We start from the raw sequence: 22776 nt of genomic DNA on the forward strand, positions 1-22776 counted from the left end.
ATGTACTCTAATGCATTGAAATATAATAACCTTTATTGTTCTGAGAGTGGCAATTCAGGAGACGCACCGCGATGATCAGAGATCAGGAAACGCTGAAGCTGCTGCTCGACAGCATTACACGCTTCGTCCGTGAACGGCTTGTGCCGAACGAGGAAATCGTCGCTCAGACCGACCAGATTCCGGCCGGGCTGCTGCAGGAAATGAAGGACCTCGGCCTTTTCGGCCTTTGCCTACCCGAAGAATACGGCGGCTTGGGACTCACGATGGAGGAAGAAGTGCTCGTCGCGTTCGAACTTGGCAAAACATCGCCGGCGTTTCGTTCGGCAGTCGGCAGCAACAATGGCATCGGCTCGACCGGTATCGTGCTCGATGGCACGCCGGCGCAGAAGCAGACGTATCTACCGCGCCTCGCAAGCGGCGAGCTGATCGGCTCGTTCTGCCTGACTGAGCCCGAAGCCGGTTCGGACGCCGCATCGTTGCGCACCAGCGCCGTGCGCGATGGCGACCACTACGTACTCAACGGCACCAAGCGCTTCATCACGAATGCGCCCGAAGCGGGACTGTTCACCGTGATGGCGCGTACCGATGCGGCAGGCAAGGGCGCGGCTGCGATATCGGCGTTTCTCGTCGAAGCGGGCACACCTGGCCTGTCGCTTGGCAAGATTGACCAGAAAATGGGCCACAAGGGCGCGCACACCTGCGATGTGATCTTCGACAATTGCCGGGTGAGTGCCGCGAACCTGATCGGCGAGCGTGAGGGCGTCGGCTTCAAGACCGCGATGAAGGTGCTCGACAAAGGGCGTCTGCATATTGCGGCGATTGCGACCGGCGCCGCCCAGCGCATGCTCGACGACGCGCTGCGTTATGCGATCGAGCGCAAGCAGTTCGGCAAGCCGATCGTCGAATTCGAACTGATCCAGGCGATGCTTGCCGACAGCCGCGCGGAAATCTATGCGTCGCGCTGCATGATCGTCGATGCGGCGCGGCGGCGCGATAGCGGCGAACGCGTCACGATCGACGCGTCGTGCGCGAAGATGTTCGCGACGGAAATGTGCGGGCGAGTGGCGGACCGCGCGGTGCAGATCTTTGGCGGGGCGGGCTATATGGCCGACTACGGCATCGAGCGCTTTTACCGCGACGTGCGGCTCTTTCGCATCTACGAAGGCACGACGCAGATCCAGCAGATCGTGATTGCGCGCGAGATGCGGCGGGAGCTCGAAAGCTGAGCGAGAACTAAAGGGAAACCGGGGGAAGGGAATTGAACGGAAGCGGAACCGCTAGGCACCGCCCTTCACGAAGAAGAGCGGCGCGTGCTTCGATACAGGACGCCTTATTGGCCGACCGGGCGGATCGTCAGATCGTTCTTGACGTTCTTCACACCCGCTACGCCTTGCGCGACCTGCGTGGACTGGTCGACTTGCGGCTGCTCAGGCACCGAGCCTTCGAGCCACACGTCGCCGGTGCTCGCGTTAGCACGGACGATGATATTTGCGGCGCTAACGCCCTTAGCCTTTGCGAGTGCGCCGCGTACCTTGCGTGCGAGTGCACGGTCGGCTTTCTTCATTGCCTTGTGCTGCTGCTTCGCGCTCGGCTGCGTGCTCATGTCCGCGCCGGTATCGCTTGCCTGCGAATACGCGTTGAGCGACGCGAGCACGATCAGTGCGCCACCTACCACCTTGATTGCCTGGATCGCCTTCATTCACTTTCTCCTGTTGTCATGCTTAAGCGACGGTCTGCCCCGGAATGGGGGACCACTGCACTGCCAACTTCTGTACTTCTGGGATGAAAACGCGTGGAACGGTTCTGCGGTGTACGGCGAAATACGGGTGAAAACCCGAACGCGACCTGACGACAAACTGTGTTGACCCGCTGTTACGGCGGCCATGCAGGTGTCTGTCGGAGTGTAAAGATACCGCAATTGGTTCCACAGTGATCGCTTACGGAAAGCGACTGAGGTTTTGACACAACGGATTTAGCGAAGACGCGCAAACGATGTTGCTTTCGGGCACACGGCGCGGTTCGCTAAACGCGCATCGCGAGAAATACTAATGAGCGCAAAAACATGGCATATCGCGCCGCTCGGACGCACGGCATTGCCGGTCGACGCGACTGAACTCGCGCGCTATCTGGTCGGCAAGTGCCTCGTGCACGACATGCCCGAAGGGCGCATCAGCGGCCGCATCGTCGAGACCGAGGCGTATCCGGTCGGCGACTCGACCGGATACGCGTTTATCGGCCGCCGCCAGTACAACGAAGCGTTGTTTCTTTCGCCGGGGCACGCCTATGTGCGGCTCACTTACGGTGCGTCCTACATGTTGAACGTGTCTGCCGAAGAAGAGGACGTCGGCGCCGGCGTGCTGTTGCGCGCGGTCGAACCGCTCGACGGCATCGCGCAGATGCAGGCGCGCCGCCCCGGCATCAAACTGCGCGACCTCGCGCGCGGACCCGGCCGGCTCACGGTGGCGTTCGGTGTCGGGCCGTCGCTGAACGGCGTCGATCTTTGCACGGGCAAAACGCTGTGGCTTGGCGCGATGACGCACGCGAAGGCCACACCCGTTGCAGTGACGACGCGTATCGGCCTGTCGCGCGAAATGCATCGGCCGCTGCGTTTCTACGAACCCGATAGCCCATTCGTCAGCGGTCCTCGCAAGCTCTTGATGCCGGGCGGATTAGCCATCGATACCGAAAGCAAAAAGTAAGCGTCGCTTGACGCATGACCTGCCACGCGATCTGAAGCTATTCCTTCGCCATTTCCGAAGACATGTTGAAAGGCTACGAACCATTGCAAATTGCGCAATTAAGATTATTCGGGATTAGGGTTTTCCCTTAGAGAGTCACTGCCTAGAATGAAGTCACTGGCTCTTGCATGGGGCGAGAAGTCAAGCAAAAAAAATGTCGGAGGTAAGGATTATGAAATCGCTGATCAAGGCTGTTGCCATTGCTGCTGTGCTGGCTGTTCCGGTGATGTCGTTCGCGCAATCGAATCCGTCGGGTCTCACGCGTGCACAGGTTCGCGAAGAACTGATTCAGCTGGAAAAGGCCGGTTATGATCCGGCGATGTCGAATGATGCGACGTATCCGGCCGATATCCAGGCTGCGGAACGTCGCGTGCAGGCCGAGAACGCGCAAGCTGCCGCGCAGCAACCGGCTGCCGATACGGGTTATGGCCCGGCGACGGGCGGCACGTCACAAACGGGTGCACCGGCGCGCCTCGATCGGGCTAATACGGTTTATTTCGGCCATTAATGCAGTCACCGAGCAAATGACCGAGCAAGTGACTAAGGCCGTAATGAGGCAAGCCGGCGCGCGTCGAAATAAATACGCGGGCCGGCTTAAGTCGATATAGGCATTTTCGGAACGAAAACCTCCACCGCCATGATCAATGGCGGCTTCGCCCAAGCCGTTCGGATTGGGCCTCTTTTTCCGCTAACCGCTCAGCACGCGGCGTCGCGAGAAATCAACCGGCTCCCGTGATGTAGTGTTCGAGTTGCTGAATGGTGAACTGCTGTTCCGCGATGATGTTCTTCACGAGGTCGCCGATCGACACCATGCCAACCAGTTTGTCGTGATCGAGCACCGGCAGGTGGCGCATGCGGCGTTCGGTCATGAGTGCCATGCACTCGTCGGTCGTCTGCTCAGGGCGCACGAACCGGACCGCCTTGCTCATGATGTCGCGCACCGGCGTCGACTTCGACGAGCGATCCATCAGCACGATCTTGCGCGCATAGTCGCGCTCGGTGACGATCCCGGCGATCGCCTCGCCTTCCATGACCAGCAATGCGCCGATCTGCTTGTCGGCCATCAGTTTGAGAGCGTTGTAGACCGAATCCGACGCGGCGATCGTGTAGACGTTCTGGTCCGTCTTCGATTTGAGTACTTGTGCAACGCGGGTCATAAAGCGGCTCCTTTCGCAGTGCAGCACACCGGGTGGCGTGCTGTCGTCAGGGACTGGCCAATCCAGTATAGGCGGAGTCGCGCGCGAGGCGACGCCGCTTCGGTGCGTCGCGCCACGTGGGATCCCGCACGCATGCGCCCATGCATCGCGCGGCGGCGCGGTGGGCTACGGATGGGTCTTCGCGTTTAGCGGTAAACTCCAGTTCCAAACTATTCCCCCGGTCGTACTCGGGCTCTGTCAGACATTCGCTTAACGCCATGCCCACGTCTCACGATCCGTCGCTAGCTGACGATCCGCAAATCCGGGAATGCGTCGCGCTTGAAGCGCAAGCCACGCTCCCCACCCGCTACGGCACTTTTACTTCCTATGTCTTTCGCGTGACCGACGGCGATGCCGAACATGTCGCGCTCGTGATGGGCGACGTCGCCAACCGGCAATCGGTGCTGACACGCCTGCATTCCGAATGCCTGACCGGCGACGTGCTCGGTTCGTACCGCTGCGATTGCGGCGAGCAGCTGGACCTTGCGCTGCGCTATATCGCGGCCGAAGGATGCGGCGTGCTGCTGTATCTGCGCGGCCACGAGGGGCGCGGCATCGGCCTGACGAACAAGATCCGCGCCTATGCGCTGCAGGAGCAGGGGCGCGACACGGTCGAGGCGAACCTCGACCTCGGCCTGCCCGACGACTCACGCGAATACGATTCGGCCGCGGCCATTCTGCGGGTGTTGAAAGTCACGTCGGTGCGGTTGATGAGCAACAACCCGGAGAAGTTCGACACGCTCGCCAAACACGGCATTCCGATATGCGAACGCGTGGCGCTTGCCATTCCGATGCGTGAAGAGAACGAGCGGTATATCCGCACCAAGCAGGTGAAATTCGGCCACTACTTCGAAGAGAACGAATAGCCGCCTGCATGGCTTGCTGGTGAGAGCGAACGGTGCGGCCTATTTGAAACGTGGGTCGCCGCGCACGTACCAGCGAACCAGAATCGCGAAAATAATGAGCCCCATCAGCTTGCCGAAGAAAGTCGGCGGGTAAAAGCACAGCAACAGGAAGCAGACCAGCCAGACGAGTTCTCCTGTCGATATTTTCCGCGGTTCTTTCATTTTGTTTATCCGGTTCTTTCTGTTCATGGCGCCGATCGCGGGGCGGCGATGGCGCATTGTCTGGTTCTGCTCAGAGATCGCTCAACTTTGTCCTAGCTGTCTCGCCGTTGTCTCTTAGTCCGGCAAAACCTCGGGCGGTTTCGGCTTCGAGGTCGAAGACGCTGCATCCGGCCACCGGTTTTCGAATACGCAATCGGCGAGCGGCGCGCGCGTGGCCCAGCGTTCCATTTCAAGCATCGGTTCCGGATAGTATTCGTCGATCTGACCCACGCAGAGTATCGCAACCGGCTGTGCGCCGTCAGGCATGGCCAGTAACGCCCGTACTTCCTCGGGATCGAACAGCGACACCCAGCCGATGCCGATCCCTTCCGCGCGCGCCGCGAGCCACATGTTCTGGATCGCGCACGACACCGAGGCGAGGTCCATTTCGGGCAGCGTGCGCCTGCCGAAGATATGCGCCTCGCGCCCGTCCATCAACGCGACGACCAGCACTTCGGCGCAATCGCGCATGCCTTCCACCTTGAGCTTCATGAATTCGTCGCGCCGCTTGCCGAGCGCGTCGGCGGTCAGCAGCCGCTCGCGCTCGACCGCGTCGTGCAAGGCGGCGCGCAGGGCAGGATCGGTGATGCGCGCGATGCGCCACGGCTGCATATAGCCGACGCTCGGTGCGTGATGCGCGGCGTCGAGCAGGCGCTGCAGCACGGCCGGGTCGATGGGGCCGCGCACGAAGTGGCGCATGTCGCGGCGTTCGTAAATGGCGCGGTAGACCGCCGCGCGATCGGTGTCGTTAAAACGCGTTGCCATGGAAGAGTGCCGCGGTGAAGGCCGGATTCGACGGCCAGTAGCTGTGCATATAGGTCGCGACGATCGGGCCCGAGCGGTAGACCGCTTCGCCAGTGACGTCCGATTGCGGACGCGTCGCGTGCAGCACGGGCGTGAGCGGCGTGCTCACGTGCGAGTAGTGGAACGTGTGGCCCGTCATCGTGCCGAGCGGGCCGTCGAGCTGCTGCATGCCGAGCGCCGTGAAGCGCGTCCGCATATGGACGTGGCCGGGCAGCAGGCCGAGCATCGGCGTTGTGGTGCCGTCGGTGGTCGTCAGGCTTTCGAGCAGATACAGCATGCCGCCGCATTCGGCGAATACCGGTTTGCCCGCGGCGACATGCGCGCGCACCGAGTCAGCCGGGCGGGTGTTGCGTGCGAGTGTGGGCGCGTGCAATTCCGGGTAGCCGCCTGGCAGGTAGAGCGCGGTGGCGGTGTCGGGCACCGGCTCGTCGGCAAGCGGCGAGAAGAAGCTGATGCGTGCGCCTAGCGTTTCGAGCAGGGCGAGGTTCGCCGGGTAGATGAACGAGAACGCGGCGTCGCGCGCGATGGCGATGTGGGCGCCGTTGAGCAGGCGCGGCAGGGGTTCGGATTGGGCGCCGCCGTGCGGCTGCGCTGTCGACGCCGACGATGGCGCAGCGGGTGATGGCGCTGACGCCGACGATGGCGCAGCGGGTGATGGCGCTGACGCCGACGCCGACGATGCCGCTGACGTGGACGCTGGTGATGGCGATGCTGATGGCGATGACGTCGTTGCGGACGATGGCGCCACCGCCGACAAAGACGCTGGTCCCGACGCCGGAGCAAACTGCACAATAGGCGGCAATTCCGCGAGCGGCGTGGACGCCAGCGCATCGGCGGCCTTGTCCAGACGCTGATCGAGATCCTCGATCTCCGCGGCCTGATGCAAGCCGAGATGCCGATCCGGCAATTCGATCTGCGCGGCGCTCCCGATCGACCCCATCCATTTCAACCCGGCCGGCAGCGCCTCTTCAAGCATCTGCGCATGCCGCGGCGAACCGACCCGATTCGCGAACACACCGTACACCGGCACATCGTCGCGGTAGTGCGCGAGGCCGAACGCGACCGCACCGAAGGTCTGCGCCATTGCTTTCGCTGAGATCACGGCGACGACGGGCACGCCGAACGCAGCCGCGAGGTCCGCGCTGCTCGGCGTGCCGTCGTAAAGACCCATCACGCCTTCGATCAGGATCAGGTCCGCTTGCGCGGCGGCCTGCGCGAGCAGAGTGCGGCACGCGGCTTCGCCGACCATCCACAGGTCGAGCGACAGCACGGGGGCGCCGCTCGCGCGCTCGAGAATCATCGGGTCGAGAAAGTCGGGCCCGGTCTTGAATACGCGGACGCGCCGGCCTAGCCGGCGATGGTGGCGCGCCAGCGCCGCGGTGATCGTCGTCTTGCCCTGGCCGGATGCGGGTGCGCTGATAAAGAGCGCGGGGCACTGCGCCATCGTTCAGAACTCCACGCCGCGCTGCGCCTTGACGTGCTGCTCGCGGTACGGATGCTTGATCGCGCGCATCTCAGTGACGAGATCGGCCGCCTCGACGAGCGCATCGGGCGCATGCCGCCCCGTGACGACCACGTGCAGCATCTCCGGACGCGCGGTCAGTACGCCGAGCACTTCGTCGAGCGGCAGATATTCGTACTTGAGCACGGTGTTCAGTTCGTCGAGGATCACCATCTGATAATCGCCGCTTTCGATCATCCGCTTTGCTTCGGTCCAGCCTTTGCGCGCGGTCGCGATATCGGCGTCGCGGTTCTGCGTATTCCACGTGTAGCCGTCGCCCATCGTGACGAATTCGCAGTTCGGCAGGCTGCCGAGGAAATCGCGCTCGGACGTATGCAGCGCGCCCTTGATGAACTGCACGACGCCAAGGCGCATGCCGTGGCCGAGCACGCGCACGGCCATGCCGAACGCAGCGGTGCTCTTGCCTTTGCCGGTACCAGTATTGACGATCAGCAGGCCTTTTTCGATGGTCGCTTCCGCCTGTTTTTTCTCATGGCCTTCGCGACGGCGCTGGGTCATGCGCTGATGCGATTCGGGGTCAGTTTTCATTGAGCGTCCTCGTGATGTTGTTGATGTTGAGTGGGTTCGTGGTCGAACGTTGCGAGCGCAACGGAATCGGCTGTGGCATCGGCCGTAGCAATCGCGACGGTCACGCCGCCTTCGAATACGCGTTTCGGGGCGATCAGCCGGCCGGCGGCCGCGGCGAGCAGCGCGCACGGTTCGCATACGCCGTCGACGCCGAGGTGCGCGCGAACGTGAGGCGAGGGCGCAGTCATTTGTCCGGCATGGGACACCGCTGATGCCGCCGCGATCTGCTCGCGCGAAAAAACGTGCAGCGGCAGCGCATGGCGCGCGCAAAACCCGACAATGCCCGGTTCGTGAGCCTTGATGTCGATGGTGGCAATTGCGCGGACGTCGTCGATGGAGTGTGGGCCGAGCGCGCTGAGCACGGCCGCATCGATCTGTTCGACGCTCGCGCCGCGCTTGCAGCCGATGCCGACGGCGAGCCGCTTGATTGGCCGATTCATCGCGCGCCGCCGTGTGAATTGAGGAAAACCGTGGTGAAAAGTGCAGAAAAAAGCGCGAGGCAAAGCGCGCGGAAAACCGCGGGAAAACGCGCAGGACGAACCGCGGCTCGAAGCGCCGTCGTACGGAGAACCGCGCTGAGATGCGCGGAATAAAGACGTGTCATGCAATGCCACATAGCGTGCACGGCGGCGGCAAGCGGTAGCGATCAGTTGCTTGCGGTTGTATGCGATTACGCCGTGCGTGGGCGCCCGTATCCGTCCCCCGCGGAACCGGCGACTGGCGACCGTGACGTTCGCCCCCTCGCATCCGGCCGGTATCCGGGCTGACGGCCTCATGCGCATCGCCTTCCCATCGGCGGATGGCCGACAGTGGCATCGAAACGCATGCGCGGACATGAAATCCGCAGGCCGCTTACCGTTGGCGGGGACAGCACAGGTCGGGCGCCTGCCGGCGCTTCCTGTTTCCCGTTTAACCGCATATGAGCGCTACGCGCAGATGCGGCACCGGACGCGGGCATACGATAGCACATGAGCCCTTCGTCGCCGGGTGGACGAGGCGGCGTCGGCAGCCCCCAGCCTTGACGCTTCCCCCTTACCGCGCCTACACTCGCACGCACTTCTGGTGCTCGCGCGCGCCGTCCGGCGCGCGCAGTTAAACGGGAAACAGCAGGCCTGAATCCTGCCCGATGCGTTGTGCCGAATACGGCTGCCGCATCATCGCTTCAGGTCAACCTGTGCTGCCCCCGCAACGGAAGGCGAGCGCATCGCGGTGGTTGCGATGCAGAGCCGGCTTCGAGGTCCGCGCGCAAGGCCGCGCGGGCAGGCAAACCACTGCGCGAGAAACTGTTCACTCGTGTGGGAAGGTGAAGCGGCGCTCTCGCCAGCCCGGATACCGGCCAGAAGTCCAAGGGTTGACGCCGCGGGGTTGCGGCGTTCCGTCCACCATTTCGCGGCCTGATGTCGCATCTTGTCTGGCACAGGGTGTCGGCCATCGCGCCGCGATTCACATTCGCGAAGTCGCCATGCAAACCCAGATGCGCAAAATCCCGGTGACGATCGTCACGGGCTTTCTCGGCAGCGGCAAGACCACTCTGCTGCGCCATATTCTTCAGCACAGCGGCGGACTGCGGGCCGCCGTCATCGTCAATGAATTCGGCGAACTCGGCATCGACGGCGAAATCTTCAAAGGCTGCGGCATCGGCTGCGACGAAGACGGCCGCGAAATCGAAGGCCAACTGTACGAGCTCGCGAACGGTTGCCTTTGCTGCACCGTGCAGGAAGAGTTTTTTCCCGTGATGGAAAAGCTCGTCGAGCGCCGCGACCAGATCGATCACGTGCTGATCGAAACGTCGGGCCTCGCGTTGCCCAAGCCGCTCGTGCAGGCGTTCAAGTGGCCGTCGATCAAGAACAGCTTTACCGTCGATGCGGTGGTGACCGTTGTCGACGGTCCGGCTGTGGCGAGCGGCCAGTTCGCCGAAAACCCGGTCGCCGTCGATGCGCTTCGCCAGGCGGATCCGAACCTCGATCACGAATCGCCGCTGCACGAGCTGTTCGAAGACCAGCTGTCCGCCGCGGACCTCGTGATCCTCAACAAGATCGATCTGCTCGACGACGCGCGTGCGCAAGCGGTCGAAGCGACGATCCGCGAAGAGATTCCGGCGCAGGTGAAAGTGGTGCGCGCGCAGAACGGCCAGCTCGATCTGCACGCGCTGCTCGGGCTCGAGTCCGCGTCGGAGGAGACGATCCATCTGCGCCACGATCATCACGGCTCGGCCGACGACCCCGACCACGCCGACCATCACCACGACGAATTCGATTCGGTGGTCGTCAGCGCCCACGCCCCGTCGCGCGAAGCGATGATCGCCGCACTGCAGCGCGTGGTCGAGCAGCACACCGTGTATCGCGTCAAAGGCTTCGCGGCACTGCCGAACGCGCCGATGCGCCTCGTGATTCAGGGCGTCGGACGCCGCTTCGACAGCTATTTCGATCGACGCTGGCGGCCTGAGGAACTACAGGGCGAAGCAACGGCGAGCCCTCAGGCGAGCCGCTTCGTGATGATCGGCGAAGACCTCGAGCAACCGGTGTTGCAACGCGCGCTCGATGAGGCGCTGAGCACGCAGGCAGCACAACAGGCCTGATAGGCCCAGCGCGGGCGCGGCAGCTCTCCGCCACGCCCGTGCGCCACGAATACAAGGCGGCACGAACATGCATTTGCTGCGCACCACGCCGGGCGGCTTCGTCGACGATACGAAGGGCGTGATCCGGATCGATCAGCGGCCCGCGGAGATCGTTGTACTGAGCTCGGCCGATACGACGCTGTCGCTGCTCGCGAGCGTCGTGTCGCGCCTGCCGGCCGGTTTCCCGAGCGTGCGTCTGGCCAACGTGACGTACCTGCGGCAGCCGGCTTCGGTCGATTTTTACGTCGAAGACGTGTTGCAGCATGCGCGCGTGGTCGTGGTCGATCACCTCGGCGGTGAAGCGTACTGGCCGTATGGCATCGAACAGGTGGTCGCGCTCGCGGAGCGCAAGCAACAGACGCTCGCGATGTTCTCCGGCGACTTGCAGGAAGATCCGAACCTGATTGCGCGCAGCACTGCCGATGCGGCGCTGTGCCATCAGCTATGGCGCTATCTGCGCGAAGGCGGCCCGCAGAACGCCGAGGCTTTTTTGCGCTGCATCGCGTGGCGCGCGCTCGGCTTCGGGCGTGAGCCCGCCTTGCCGGTGCCGCTGCCCGCAGCCGCGCTCTACCACCCGTCGCATGACACGCCGACGGTGGCCGACTGGCAGGCCCGCTGGCGCGCCAATGCCCCTGTTGTAGCGATCCTGTTCTACAAGGCGCATCTGCAGGCCGCCAACACGGCCGTGTTCGACGCGCTGATCGATGCGCTCGAAGCGCGGCGGATGAATCCGCTGCCGATAGCGATCACGTCGCTAAAGGATGCTTTGAGCCGCGACGTCGTCGACCAGTTGTGCGCGCAACATCATGCATCGCTCGTGTTGAACACGACGGCGTTCGCCGCGAGCGCGATCGACGATCCCGCGCCGCTTGCCGTGGCCGGCGACGCGCCCGTGCTGCAAGTTATCCTGAGCGGCGGCAATCGCGAAGACTGGGTCAAGGACAATCACGGCCTGAACTCGCGAGACATCGCGATGCATATCGCACTGCCCGAAGTCGATGGCCGCATCATCACGCGCGCGATCAGCTTCAAGGGGCTCGCCTATCGTTGTCCGCACACCGAAGTGGACGTCGTACGCTATCAGCCCGATGCGGAGCGCGTCGCGTTCGTCGCGGAGCTAAGCGAGCGCTGGTGCCGCCTGCGCGCACTCGATAACGCGGACAAGAAGCTTGCGCTGATTCTCGCGAATTATCCGGTCAGCGAGGGGCGCATCGGCAATGGCGTCGGGCTCGATACGCCGGCGTCGGTGGTCGGCATTCTGACCATGCTGCGCGACGCAGGCTACCGGATTGCCGCGGACGAAGCGCTTCCCGCCGACGGCGATGCGCTGCTCGATCGGCTCACGCAAGGTGTAACGAACGATCCGGTTGTGCGCGACCTGAGGCCAGCACTGCAAAGTCTCGCGCTCGCCGATTACGAAGCGCATTTCGCGCGCTTGCCGGCCTCGCTGCGCGACGCGCTCAACGCACGCTGGGGCGCAGCGCAACACGACCCGACCGTGCGGCACGGCCGCTTCATGATCGCCGGCTGGCGCTGCGGCAACGTGTTCGTCGGTATTCAGCCGTCCCGCTCGCGCGAGCAGAACGATTACGCGAGCTATCACGACGCCGAGCTCGTGCCGCCGCATGCGTATCTCGCGTTCTATTTCTGGCTGCGCGATCAGTTCGGAATCGATGCGGTCGTGCACGTCGGCAAGCACGGCAATCTCGAATGGCTGCCGGGCAAGAGCGTCGCGCTCAGCGACGCCTGCTGGCCCGATGCGATTCTTGGGCCGATGCCGCATCTGTATCCGTTTATCGTCAACGATCCGGGCGAGGGTAGCCAGGCGAAACGGCGCGCCCAGGCGGTCATCATCGACCATCTGATGCCGCCGCTCACGCGTGCCGAAAGCTATGGGCCGCTGCAGGACCTCGAACGCCAGGTCGACGAATACTACGAAGCCCTGATGGTCGATCCGCGCCGCGCGAAGCTGCTGCGAGGCACGATTCTGTCGACCATCGTCGAACACCGGTTACACGAAGAGCTGAGCATTGCCGAGCCCAAAGGTCAGGACGCGGAGGACGCGTTGCTGACGCGCGTCGACGCGTGGCTGTGCGAGCTGAAGGAAGCGCAGATTCGCGATGGCCTGCACACCTTCGGCCAGTCGCCGCGCGGCGTGCAGCGGCGCGATACACTGCTTGCGCTCGGGCGCTATCCGATCGGCGACGGGCAGGGCGCGAACGCGGGGCTCATCGATGCGCTCGCGCGCGATCTCGGCATCGATGGTCTGTTCGATCCGCTGACGGCGGACTGGTCGGCGCCGTGGCAAGGCGAGAAGCCCGCTTTATTGCAGAAGGTCAGCGATGCGCCGTGGCGGCATAACGGTGATGCGCGCGAGCGGCTGGAATTGCTGGCCGGCGAGTTGCTCGGCGAGCTGTGTCGGAGCGATCCCGACGCAAGCGGCGTTGATAACGCCAACGCGGATGCGGCTTCGATTGCCGATGTCGGTGCGAATGCCAATGCCAATGCCAATGCCAATGTCGGTGCCGGTGCCGGTGCCGGTGCCGATGTCGACGAAGACGAAGACGAAGACGAGTCCAACAGTACGGCCGCCGTGCGCGACACCGGCCACATCAGCACCGTCGGTACGGCACCAGCACAATCCGCTCGACCCACACGCCCCGTCTTGCCCCAAACCGACCGCGTCCTGCAGCGCCTGCACGATGATGTGCTGCCGCGCCTCGACGCCTGCGGCCCGCAGGAAATGCAGCAGTTGAAACGCGGCCTCGAAGGCCGCTTCGTGCCGCCGGGCCCGAGCGGCTCGCCATCGCGCGGCCGCCCCGACGTGCTGCCGACCGGCCGCAACTTCTATTCTGTCGACACGCGCGCGATCCCGACTCAAGCCGCGTGGGCACTCGGTCTCAAATCGGCGCAGCAACTGCTCGAACGTCACCTGCAGGAACACGGCGACTACCCTCGCGCGATCGGCCTGTCGGTATGGGGCACGGCCACGATGCGCACGGGCGGCGACGATATCGCGCAGGCGCTCGCTTTGCTCGGCGTGCGTCCGAAATGGGCGCCGGGCAGCCATCGCGTGACCGACTTCGAAATCATGCCGATTGCCGCTTTCGACCGGCCGCGCATCGATGTCACGTTGCGCGTATCGGGGTTTTTCCGCGACGCGTTTCCGAATGTCATGCATCTGTTCGACGCGGCCGTTCAAGCGGTGGCGGACCTCGAAGACGAACCCGAGCATCTGAATCCGATTCGCGCGCGCGTGCTACGCGAGCGCGACGCGTGGATTGCGCGCGGCGTCGATGCGCAGGAGGCGCGCAAGCGCGCGGGCTGGCGCGTCTTCAGCTCGCGGCCCGGCGCGTACGGCGCGGGCCTGCAGGAAATGATCGACACGCGGCAGTGGCAAACCGACGGCGATCTCGCCAACGCGTATCTCGCGCACGGCGGCTACGCGTACACGCAAAAAACCTCGGGCGAAGACGCGCGCCACACATTCGGCACGCGCCTCGCGACGCTCGACGTCGTGCTGCAGAACCAGGACAACCGCGAGCATGACGTGCTCGACTCGAACGACTACTACCAGTTCCAGGGCGGCATGGCCGCGGCAGTCCGGCATCTTTCGGGCAGCCAGCCGCAGCTCTATCACGCGGATCACAGCAACCCGAACGCGCCGCGCGTGCGCACGCTGACCGAAGAGATTACGCGCGTGATCCGCTCGCGCGTCGTCAATCCGAAGTGGCTCGACGGCGTGAAGCGGCATGGCTACAAGGGCGCGGCAGAAATCGCTGCAACGGTCGACTATCTGTATGGTTATGACGCGACCGCGCGCGTGATTGCCGATCATCAATATGCACTCGTCGCCGATGCGTATCTGAACGACGCCGACACGCGCGCGTTCCTGCAGGCGCACAATCCGCATGCGCTGCACGGCATCTGCGAGCGGCTGATCGAAGCGATGCAGCGCGGCCTATGGCGGGAACCGGGCGGGTATCGCGAACAGATCGAACAGCATCTGCTTGCGAGCGAACAACAGATTGAAGGGACGCGATGAAGAACGCAACGACTCACACGGCGAACGGCGCGATCGAAGGCACGAGCGAACGTCAAAGCGAAGGCACAAGCGAAGTCAGCCGCGCGCCCGTGTTCCCATTCGCGGCGCTGCTCGGTCAAAACGAACTGCAGCAGGCGCTGCTGCTCGCCGGGGTGGACCCGGGCATCGGCGGCGTGCTCGTCAGCGGCCCGCGCGGCACCGCGAAGTCGACGGCGGCGCGCGCGCTCGCCGAACTGCTGCCCGATGGCCAGTTCGTCACGCTGCCGCTCAATGCGAGCGAAGAACGCCTGGTCGGCACACTCGATATCGAAACGGTGCTGCGCGACGGCGCCGTGCGTTTTTCGCCGGGGCTGCTCGCTAGCGCCCATCGCGGCGTGCTCTATGTCGATGAAGTGAACCTGCTGCCCGATGCGCTCGTCGATGCCTTGCTCGATGCGGCGGCCAGCGGCGTCAATACGGTCGAGCGCGATGGCGTGTCGCATAGCCACGCCGCGAGCTTCGTGCTGATCGGCACGATGAACCCGGAAGAGGGCGAATTGCGCCCGCAACTGACGGACCGCTTCGGCCTGATGGTCGGTCTGCAAAACTGTTTCGATGCGCGGATCCGTCAGCAGATCGTCAAGGCGCGGCTCGCATTCGATCTGGACCCGCAGGCATTCCGCGAGCGCCATGCGCACCAGCAGGGAGACACGATGCGCCGCATCCGCGACGCTCGCGCCGCGCTCGCGCGACTCGCGTTCGACGATGCCGTGCATGAGCATGTGAGCGCACTATGCATTGCGGCGCATGTGGATGGCATGCGAGCCGATCTCGTGATGCTGCGTGCCGCGCGTGCGCTTGCCGCACTCGAAGCAGCCGACGCGGTGACGGTCGCGCATGTCGATCGTGTCGCGCAATCGGTGTTGTTGCATCGGCGACGCATCGGCGATGTAACGCAGGGGCAGCAGTGGGACGCTCATGCGGGGGCAGGGCGCGAGCCACAAGAGCGGAGCGCCGGCGCGCAAACCAGCAGCCTGCAACGAACGCAGTCGCAGGAGCAATCCGAGTCGCAAGCCCAGTCGCAAGCGCATTCGCAAGCTGAGTCGCAAGCGCAAGCATCGCCGGCATCGCCCGAAAGCGACTGGGGTTATCTGCCGCCCCAAAGCGCCGGCACCACGCACGTAAAAGGCGTGATCCCGCTTCCGTCAAAAAAACGCTGAGCCATCGGAAGAACGCCGCCGCTGGCGTATCGCGCAGCGGTTTTCGATGGCAGACAGGCGATTCATATCGTGCTCATCGCAACGCAAAAGCGGCGAGCGATCGATCCGGCGTGCGCATCGAATGGCCGCGCACGCTCGCCGCCAAAGGTGCGCAGCGGTTGCGTGCCGATCATTTGCGGTTCGTGCGCGAGGCGCCGCCGCGCGGCGTGCTGCACTGTTTCGTGCTCGATTGCTCGGGTTCGATGCTGGTCGGCGCGCGGCTCGCGCTGGCGAAAGGTCTGCTTGCCGCGTTATTCGGGCGGGCGCGCGCCGATCGGCATGAGGCCGCGCTGATCTGTTTCGGCGGCGTAAGCGCCGATTTGCGTTTTGGACCGGCGATACCACGCGGCTGGAGCGAACGCTGGCTCGATCCGATCGGCGGTGGCGGCGGCACGCCGCTCGTGCCGGCGATCGAACGCGCGGCGCGCTTGCTGGCCGGCGCCGCGAAGCGCAAACCGGGTCAGCAGCGCTGGCTATGGGTGCTGTCGGATGGACGCAGCGGCGGCATGCCGGCGCGCCCTGAAGCCGCGGATCGCGTCGTGTTCGTCGACTTCGAAAACGACGCCGTGCGGCTTGGCCGATGCGAGCAGCTAGCACGTGCGTGGGACGGCGATTGCATCACGCCCGCCCAACTGATTGCGGCAGGCTGACGGACGCCGAAACGCCGAAACGCCGAAACGCCGAAACGCCAACACGCCGAAACGCCAACACGCCGAAACGCCAACACGCCGAAACGCCAACACGCCAACACGCCAACACGCCAACACGCCAACACGCCAACACGCCAACACGCCAACACGCCAACACGCCAACACGCCAACACGCCGATAAGCCGATAAGCCGATAAGCCGAAGAGCCGCAGCACCGATGCGTGGGCATGTGGCTGCACGCATGTCTATACCGGATCTGCGCGCGACGCGTCGCGGCGCGCTCGGGTAAACACGATGAGCGCGAGGCGTCGCAGCGCGCCCGAACCACACGTTTCGATCTTCGATCGATCACGCGGGCCGCGCCGCATTCGACCAGTGCGAAATATCGTCGATCCTGTCGAACACATACGACTTCAGCGCAAGTTGCTGAGCCGCATCGAGCTGCTCGAACTCGAGCCCGTGTGTCGCGAGCGCGTCGGTGGCCGAGGCCGGTTGCGCATTGCGCACGATCGCGGTTGTTTCGATCAGCGTGTCGCTATCCTTCGATTGCAGCCGGAACGACACGCGCAGGCGCTCGCCGACCTTGGCCACGAGCCACGGCGTGCCAAACGACATGCCGAGCGCGCTGATCGTCTGCATCACGCCGAGCCCTTCATATGCGTCGCCTTGCGGATTCACGCCGAAGCGCACCGGCAGCCGCGCGCGCACGCGAATCGACTTGCGTTCGCGCAGCCGGCGGATCACGCCGGGCTTCGACAGCACCACGTAATCGAACGGCAGATGGCAGACCGCATCGACCGTGCAGACGAAGCGGAACACTGCCTGGCTCGCGATCGCGACGATCTCGACGTTTTCGCCGATCGTCAGCGTAAGCGGGCGGCCGTCGACGTGCGGCGGCATCACGAACACCGACTGGTTCGGCGCGAAGCCGATGATGCGGCTCGGATACATCGGGCCGCTCGCGTTTTGCGGACGAATGCCGATCAGCGCGCCGATCGACAGGTGCGTGTCCTTCAGCGCGAGCGGCGTGTCTTCGTCGTCGCCGCTGTGCGCGTCGCCAGTCCCGCTCGCCGCATTCTCGGCCTCGGCCTGGACGTCGCCGCGGCGCGGCTTGAAGTGCGCAAAGAGAAAGCGGCGCTCTTCTGGACCGATCACGACCGCGCCGCGATCGAATAGCAGCGAGCCGTCGGCATCGACGACCGACCATTCGAGCGGCGTGCCGATCGGCACCGCATCGGCGTCGAGAAGTGCGGAAGGCGCATCGGCCGGATGGGTGGTTGCAACCGGTTCGTCAGTTTGCATAGGCGCGGTGAAGACACAGGAAAAGAGGGCTATCCGGTGTTATCGTCCGTCGCCCGACATCTTGAGATAGGGAGAATCCCTGATGAACGCGTCTGCAACCGGTTGGCATAGCCGCAATGTGGGATGCGGCGCGACAGGTGCCGCGCCGATGCGTTACCGATACCAGCGCGGCGTATAAACCCACTCGCGCGGCGCGCCGTCGGCCGATTGCGATCGCGTCGAAAAGACGCGCGTGGTCGACGAACCGATGATCACCATCGTGCGCATATCGACATCGGCCGAACTGAGCTTGCCGAGCGTCGTCGACACGAGCGATGCGCCGGGGCGGCCAATGTCGCGTCCGAGCACGACCGTCGTCTCCGGAGCGCGCGATTCGCGCACGATATCGAGCGCCTTGTCGAGCTGCCATGGCCGCGCGCGCGACACCGGGTTGTAGAACGCCATCACGAGATCGGCTTGCGCCGCGAGCGCCACGCGCGCCTCGATGACGGCCCACGGCTTCAGGTTGTCGGAGAGCGACAGCATGCAGAAGTCGTGGCCGAGCGGCGCGCCGGCTTGCGCGGCCGTCGCCATCGCGGCCGATACGCCCGGTACGATCTGCAGTTCGACATCGGCCCAATGCGGCGCGTCGGACGTGCTGGACGTGTCGAGCGCTTCGAGTACGGCGGAAGCCATCGCAAACACACCGGGGTCGCCCGACGACACCATCACGACACGCCGTCCGCCGCTCGCGAGCTCAAATGCATGGCGCGCGCGCTGCATTTCTTCGCGATTGTCGGTCGGATGGACGCGCTGGTCCGCGCGGAACGGGCCAGCCATTTCGACGTAGGTCGCGTAGCCGAGGATATCGGTGGCCTGCGCGAGCGCTTGCCGCGCGGCGGGCACCATCAGGTCCGCGCTGCCGGGCCCGAGGCCGATCACGGTCAGCCGGCCGCGCGCGCGGCCGATAGTGTCGGGATCGATCGGCGTGGCGGCGACGGCCAGGGCAATGCCCGGGCTCAGGTCGACGATCTCGCACTGCGCGGGCAACGCGGCTTCGAGCAACGCGCGCGGCAGCGACGAGGCAGGGCGGGCGTCGCCGACAGGTGGTGCCGAAGCGCCAGCGTCAACGCCGGCTTCAGCAAACCGCAGCGCCACACCCAACGCATCGGCCGCGTGTGCAAGCGTCGCGTCGCCTGAACATGAGATCGGCGCGACAATCGCGGCAAGCGCCAACGGCGACAGTCCGCGCGTCGCCAGCGCATCGCGCACCCGCTGCGCGGCGTTCTCATGATCGCCATCGGCCAGCGCAACGGCCACGCTGCGCGGATGAATCACCAGCTCATCGGCGTTGCCGTCCCACGCGAGCGGCGTCACTCGAATCGCCCGCCGCGCCGTGCCGGAGCGCGGCAACTGCGCATCGTCGAGCCAATGCGCAGCGCCTTCGATACGCGTGCTTTCACCGGCAAGCAGATCGGACACAAAGCGCTTGCCTTGCTCGATGCTCGCGAGCGCATACCCATGCGGCGGATTCAATACGCAGGTGCCGAAGCGCAACTCGCCGCTGGTCGTGATCGCGGGCGGCACGTCGAGCGCCTGCGCGATCTCGCGCGCCATCACGTTCACGCCCGCGAGACCGCCGAGCAGCGGCACCACCGCGCTGCCGTCTTCCGCGACCGCGAGCACCGGTGGCTCCGCGCCCTTGTTCGCGAGCAGCGGCGCAACGCAGCGGATCACGATGCCCGCCGCGCACAGCGCGATGATCGGCGTGCCGCTCGCGTAGAGTTCACGCAGATAGGCGCTCAGTTCGTCGTAGACGATATCGACGCCGTCGGCGCCTGCTTCAACATGCGCCTCGCCGGGTACTTCAAAGCGGCTGCGCAGCCCATGCACGCGCGCATCCGGATAGCAGCGCTGCAGACGGCGCGCGGTCGCCAGCGCGCCGCTGCCGAGAATCACGATTGCCGGCGGCATCAGCCTTGCCATTTTTCCCCCGGCACGACGAGCAGCGAAAAATAGGGCGACGCCATCGGATCGACTTCAGCGAGCGGCACGATCCGTTCGCTCGCCATCGTCGCGCGCTCCACGTACAGCGCGCGCTTCGCGAGCCCGAGTTCGTCGAGCACGCGGCGCACCTTGTCGAAGTTGCGGCCGAGCTTCATGATGACCGCCGCGTCCGCATCGGCGAGGCGCCGCTTCAGTTCCGCTTCGGGCAGCACGCCCGACAGCACCGATAGCGTCTGATTGCGGTAGACGAGCGGCGCGCCGAGCACGGCGGCGCCGCCGAGCATCGAACACACGCCGGGCACGACTTCGGCTTCGAAGCGCGGTGCGAGCCGGTCGGCGAGGCGATCGTGCAGATACATATACGACCCGTAGAAGAACGGATCGCCTTCGCAGATCACGGCGACGTCGCGGCCCGCGTCGAGATGGCCCGCAATCACTTCGGCCGCGGTGTCGTAAAAGTCGGCGATGATCGCTTCGTACGACAGCGGCGGCTCGAGCGCCTCGGTCGTCACGGGGTAGACGAGCGGCAGGCGCAGCTGCGCATCGGTGAGATGCGCTTCGATAATGCCGAACGCGTTGCCCTTCTTGCCCTTGGCGACGAAGTACGCCACCACGGGCGCCGACTTCAATAGACGCAGCGCCTTCACGGTAATCAGCTCAGGGTCGCCGGGGCCGACACCGAGGCCCAGCAGACGGCCGCGCGCGGCGCCCTGATTTTCGTTCTGGCGTTCGCTCTGCGGTTCGCTCATCTGCATTTATTCGACCTCCGAGGCGAGCGCATTGACCGCGGCAGCCGCCATCGCACTGCCGCCGCGCCGGCCGTCGACGACGACATAAGGTACGCCGCGGCTATCGGCGGCCAGCATCGCCTTCGATTCCGCCGCGCCGACGAAACCGACCGGGAAGCCGAGAATCAGCGCCGGTCGCGGCGCGCCGGCATCGAGCATGTCGAGCAGATAAAAGAGCGCGGTCGGCGCGTTGCCGATCGCGACGACGCTGCCCGCGAGATGCGGACGCCACAATTCAAGCGCGGCGGCCGAGCGCGTGTTGTTGATCTCGCGCGCAAGCGCCGGCACGGCCGGCTCGTTGAGCGTGCAGATCACGTCGTTGCCGGCCGGCAGACGCGCGCGCGTGATGCCCTCAGCGACCATCCGCGCGTCGCACAGAATCGGCGCGCCGGTTTTCAATGCGTCGCGTCCCGCGCGGCCCGCGCCCTCCGAAAAGCGCAGGCTGCCGGCGATGTCGACCATACCGGACGCGTGAATCACGCGCACCGCGAGTTTTTCGAGGTCGGCGGGGATGCGCGAGAGGTCCGCTTCGGCGCGTATCGTCGCGAACGACTGGCGATAGATCTCGTTGCCGTCGCGAATGTAGTCAGGCATCAGTGAAACTCCGGGGCAGCCGCTCGAGCAGATCGGCGGCGTGTTCGATGGTCAGATGGTGGGCGATGCAGTGGCCGAAGCCGGTGCTAGAGGCGTCCTCCGTCGCGCTGTCGCTGTCGCGGATGCTTCCGTCGCTGCCGTCGCTCCGGTTCGCGACATCTCGCTGATACAGGTCGTAACGGCCGGGCGCGACCGCGAGCAGCGTGAACGGCACCGGATGGGCGGCGGCGCACGAGCGCGTGCAGCCGCTCAGATGGACCTCGACGTTCGCGGGCAAACGTGTCGCGAGTGCTCGTGCATCGGCTTTCGTATCGGCGTGGCCCTTGGCGCAGCCGGACGAGCCGGTGCAGGCAATGAGCCGCGCAAACGGCTGCGCGCCGTCGCATGCGAAGCCCAGCGACGCAAGCCGTAGCAACGCAGCCGGTGCGGCTTCGGTTCGGACATCGGGCAACAGCACGCTTTGCCATGGCGTCACGCGAAGCGTGCCGTTGCCGGCGTCTTGCGCGAGCGCGGCGAGTTCGCGCAGCGTCGGCGCGTCGATGCGTCCGAGCGGCGGTGCGCCGCCGACGTACGACATGCCTGGCGTGCGCTGCGCATGCGCGCCGAAGCGCAGCGACGGCTGCGCTTGCGGACGGCGCCACGCGGCAACAGACGCGTCGTGCGGCAAAGACAAAGGAAACGCGACGCGCGCCCCGATGTGCGAAAGCACCGCGGCGGCCGGCATGCGTGCGAGCAGGTCTCGCATACGCATGTCGTCGGCGGCGGCCAGATCGAGGAACGCGTGCAAGAGCGCATCGACAAGCTCGACGACATGCTCGGGCCGCACGGCGCCGAGCGCGGGTAAATCGTCCGGTGCGAGCGGCGGACAGCCGGCTAGACCGAACGCGAAGAGCGGGCCGCTGCCGTCGACGTTTTGCAGCGCCGCGAGCCAGATATCGTGCGGATGCCCGAGCATCGCGAGTTGCTCGCCGCCGTCGAGCAGCAACGCGAACTTCGGCGACAGCGCCGCGAAGCGCGCTTCGCTTTGCAGCAAGGTGAGGATTTGCGCGGCAAGACCGGTGGTGTCGAACAGGGCGGCGCGGTCGCACCCGGCGGTGGGGCTCAGCATGACGTTGCGCACATCGTCGGCCGCCGGGTTGGCAGGAGGCGCATCGGTTGCATGACGCGCATCGTCAGCCGATGCGCGTGGCCCCAGCCCCGCCGCAAGCAGTCGCTCGATCAATGCATGCGCTTCGTCTGCGCGTACGCCGCGTATTTGCAGATTTGCGCGGTTCGTCAGTTCGATCAGACCCGACGCATGCGCTTCTGCCGCGTCGGCAATGGCACAGGCTTCGTCGTGTGAAAGCACGCCGCCGGGCAGCCTGATCCGGCAGATGCCGCCATCGCGCGCGGCGACGATGCGCAGCAGGCCTGGACATGCCGAGGCGCGCAGGGTGCCGATAGCGGTTGGGGCAGCGGATAAAGCGTGGTTCAAGTCGATGACCGGGGTGAGCGTCGCGCGATTCGTATTATGCCCTGTTTCGCATAGGGAACCGCTGCGCGGGCGCCCGCGCGACGTTACGTATGTGATGCGCGGATGTGATGCGCGGATATCGCCCGTCATGCGGGCACATCACGACAATG

20 protein-coding genes and 2 riboswitches are annotated in these 22776 nt (G+C 65.2%); of the genes, 8 read left to right on the forward strand and 12 right to left on the reverse strand.

What is annotated here, in order from left to right:
• Positions 1 to 71 precede the first annotated feature (71 nt).
• Positions 72 to 1226 carry an acyl-CoA dehydrogenase family protein gene (locus tag KZJ38_RS31180; protein ID WP_219800909.1) on the forward strand — a complete coding sequence of 385 codons (1155 nt, stop codon included), beginning with the start codon at positions 72 to 74 and terminating at the stop codon, positions 1224 to 1226.
• A gap of 104 nt (positions 1227 to 1330) precedes the next feature.
• Here the strand turns inward: KZJ38_RS31180 and KZJ38_RS31185 are convergent, their stop codons facing one another.
• Positions 1331 to 1699 carry a BON domain-containing protein gene (locus tag KZJ38_RS31185; RefSeq protein ID WP_219800910.1) on the reverse strand — a complete coding sequence of 123 codons (369 nt, stop codon included), beginning with the start codon at positions 1697 to 1699 and terminating at the stop codon, positions 1331 to 1333.
• Positions 1700 to 2048: 349 nt separating this feature from the next.
• Between KZJ38_RS31185 and KZJ38_RS31190 the strand changes: the two genes are divergently transcribed.
• Entirely contained in the window at positions 2049 to 2699 is a 651-nt protein-coding gene (locus KZJ38_RS31190) for a DNA-3-methyladenine glycosylase (RefSeq protein WP_219800911.1), read from the forward strand.
• A 211-nt stretch (positions 2700 to 2910) separates the two neighbouring features.
• Complete coding sequence (locus KZJ38_RS31195) at positions 2911 to 3246, forward strand: DUF4148 domain-containing protein (protein ID WP_219800912.1); 336 nt, start codon at positions 2911 to 2913, stop codon at positions 3244 to 3246.
• 211 nt (positions 3247 to 3457) lie between these two features.
• Here KZJ38_RS31195 and KZJ38_RS31200 read toward each other — a convergent pair whose 3' ends face one another.
• Positions 3458 to 3895, reverse strand: coding sequence for a CBS domain-containing protein (locus tag KZJ38_RS31200; RefSeq protein ID WP_219800913.1), 438 nt, complete (start codon positions 3893 to 3895; stop codon positions 3458 to 3460).
• 257 nt (positions 3896 to 4152) lie between these two features.
• On the opposite strand from KZJ38_RS31200, the gene ribA reads away from it, so the two are divergent.
• Positions 4153 to 4800, forward strand: a complete 648-nt coding sequence (gene ribA, locus KZJ38_RS31205) for a GTP cyclohydrolase II (RefSeq protein WP_219800914.1) — start codon at positions 4153 to 4155, stop codon at positions 4798 to 4800.
• Between the two features lie 39 nt (positions 4801 to 4839).
• Here ribA and KZJ38_RS31210 read toward each other — a convergent pair whose 3' ends face one another.
• From KZJ38_RS31210 to KZJ38_RS31230, 5 genes are read right to left on the reverse strand one after another with little or no spacing between them, the layout of a single operon-like run.
• Complete coding sequence (locus KZJ38_RS31210) at positions 4840 to 5058, reverse strand: hypothetical protein (RefSeq protein ID WP_219800915.1); 219 nt, start codon at positions 5056 to 5058, stop codon at positions 4840 to 4842.
• 57 nt (positions 5059 to 5115) lie between these two features.
• Positions 5116 to 5805 (reverse strand): 5,6-dimethylbenzimidazole synthase, encoded by a 690-nt coding sequence (bluB, locus tag KZJ38_RS31215; protein WP_219800916.1) that lies wholly within the window; start codon positions 5803 to 5805, stop codon positions 5116 to 5118.
• Positions 5789 to 7288, reverse strand: a complete 1500-nt coding sequence (locus KZJ38_RS31220; protein WP_219800917.1) for a cobyrinic acid a,c-diamide synthase CobB — start codon at positions 7286 to 7288, stop codon at positions 5789 to 5791. The genes bluB and KZJ38_RS31220 overlap by 17 nt, the downstream gene beginning before the upstream one ends.
• A 3-nt stretch (positions 7289 to 7291) precedes the next feature.
• Positions 7292 to 7894: a cob(I)yrinic acid a,c-diamide adenosyltransferase gene (cobO, locus tag KZJ38_RS31225; RefSeq protein ID WP_219800918.1), complete on the reverse strand. Its 603-nt coding sequence runs from the start codon at positions 7892 to 7894 to the stop codon at positions 7292 to 7294.
• Entirely contained in the window at positions 7891 to 8373 is a 483-nt protein-coding gene (locus KZJ38_RS31230) for a cobalamin biosynthesis protein (protein ID WP_219800919.1), read from the reverse strand. The genes cobO and KZJ38_RS31230 overlap by 4 nt, the downstream gene beginning before the upstream one ends.
• Positions 8374 to 8665: 292 nt before the next feature.
• A riboswitch (cobalamin riboswitch) is annotated at positions 8666 to 8897 on the reverse strand.
• Positions 8898 to 8976: 79 nt separating this feature from the next.
• A riboswitch (cobalamin riboswitch) is annotated at positions 8977 to 9288 on the forward strand.
• A gap of 107 nt (positions 9289 to 9395) precedes the next feature.
• Between KZJ38_RS31230 and cobW the strand changes: the two genes are divergently transcribed.
• The 4 genes from cobW to KZJ38_RS31250 all read left to right on the forward strand — a co-directional run bounded on the left by cobW (position 9396) and on the right by KZJ38_RS31250 (position 16483).
• Positions 9396 to 10511, forward strand: coding sequence for a cobalamin biosynthesis protein CobW (gene cobW / locus KZJ38_RS31235; protein ID WP_219800920.1), 1116 nt, complete (start codon positions 9396 to 9398; stop codon positions 10509 to 10511).
• Positions 10512 to 10578: 67 nt separating this feature from the next.
• On the forward strand, positions 10579 to 14595 hold the full coding sequence (cobN, locus tag KZJ38_RS31240) for a cobaltochelatase subunit CobN (protein WP_219800921.1): 4017 nt from the start codon (positions 10579 to 10581) through the stop codon (positions 14593 to 14595).
• A complete protein-coding gene (locus KZJ38_RS31245) occupies positions 14592 to 15794 on the forward strand; it encodes a magnesium chelatase ATPase subunit I (protein ID WP_219800922.1) in 1203 nt (400 codons plus the stop codon). The genes cobN and KZJ38_RS31245 overlap by 4 nt, the downstream gene beginning before the upstream one ends.
• Positions 15795 to 15904: 110 nt before the next feature.
• A complete protein-coding gene (locus KZJ38_RS31250) occupies positions 15905 to 16483 on the forward strand; it encodes a vWA domain-containing protein (protein WP_219800923.1) in 579 nt (192 codons plus the stop codon).
• 348 nt (positions 16484 to 16831) lie between these two features.
• Here KZJ38_RS31250 and KZJ38_RS31255 read toward each other — a convergent pair whose 3' ends face one another.
• From KZJ38_RS31255 to cobG, 5 genes are all read right to left on the reverse strand, one after another.
• Positions 16832 to 17785 (reverse strand): flagellar brake protein, encoded by a 954-nt coding sequence (locus KZJ38_RS31255; protein ID WP_219800924.1) that lies wholly within the window; start codon positions 17783 to 17785, stop codon positions 16832 to 16834.
• A 153-nt stretch (positions 17786 to 17938) separates the two neighbouring features.
• Positions 17939 to 19750 carry a precorrin-3B C(17)-methyltransferase gene (cobJ, locus tag KZJ38_RS31260; RefSeq protein WP_219800925.1) on the reverse strand — a complete coding sequence of 604 codons (1812 nt, stop codon included), beginning with the start codon at positions 19748 to 19750 and terminating at the stop codon, positions 17939 to 17941.
• A complete protein-coding gene (locus KZJ38_RS31265) occupies positions 19738 to 20520 on the reverse strand; it encodes a precorrin-2 C(20)-methyltransferase (protein ID WP_219800926.1) in 783 nt (260 codons plus the stop codon). Before KZJ38_RS31265 ends, cobJ begins: the two co-directional genes overlap by 13 nt.
• Before the next feature lie 6 nt (positions 20521 to 20526).
• Positions 20527 to 21153, reverse strand: coding sequence for a precorrin-8X methylmutase (locus tag KZJ38_RS31270; RefSeq protein ID WP_219800927.1), 627 nt, complete (start codon positions 21151 to 21153; stop codon positions 20527 to 20529).
• A complete protein-coding gene (gene cobG, locus KZJ38_RS31275; protein WP_246641852.1) occupies positions 21146 to 22627 on the reverse strand; it encodes a precorrin-3B synthase in 1482 nt (493 codons plus the stop codon). Before cobG ends, KZJ38_RS31270 begins: the two co-directional genes overlap by 8 nt.
• Between the last annotated feature and the right edge of the window lie 149 nt (positions 22628 to 22776).

The sequence above is a fragment of the Paraburkholderia edwinii genome (assembly GCF_019428685.1).
GTDB lineage: Bacteria > Pseudomonadota > Gammaproteobacteria > Burkholderiales > Burkholderiaceae > Paraburkholderia > Paraburkholderia edwinii.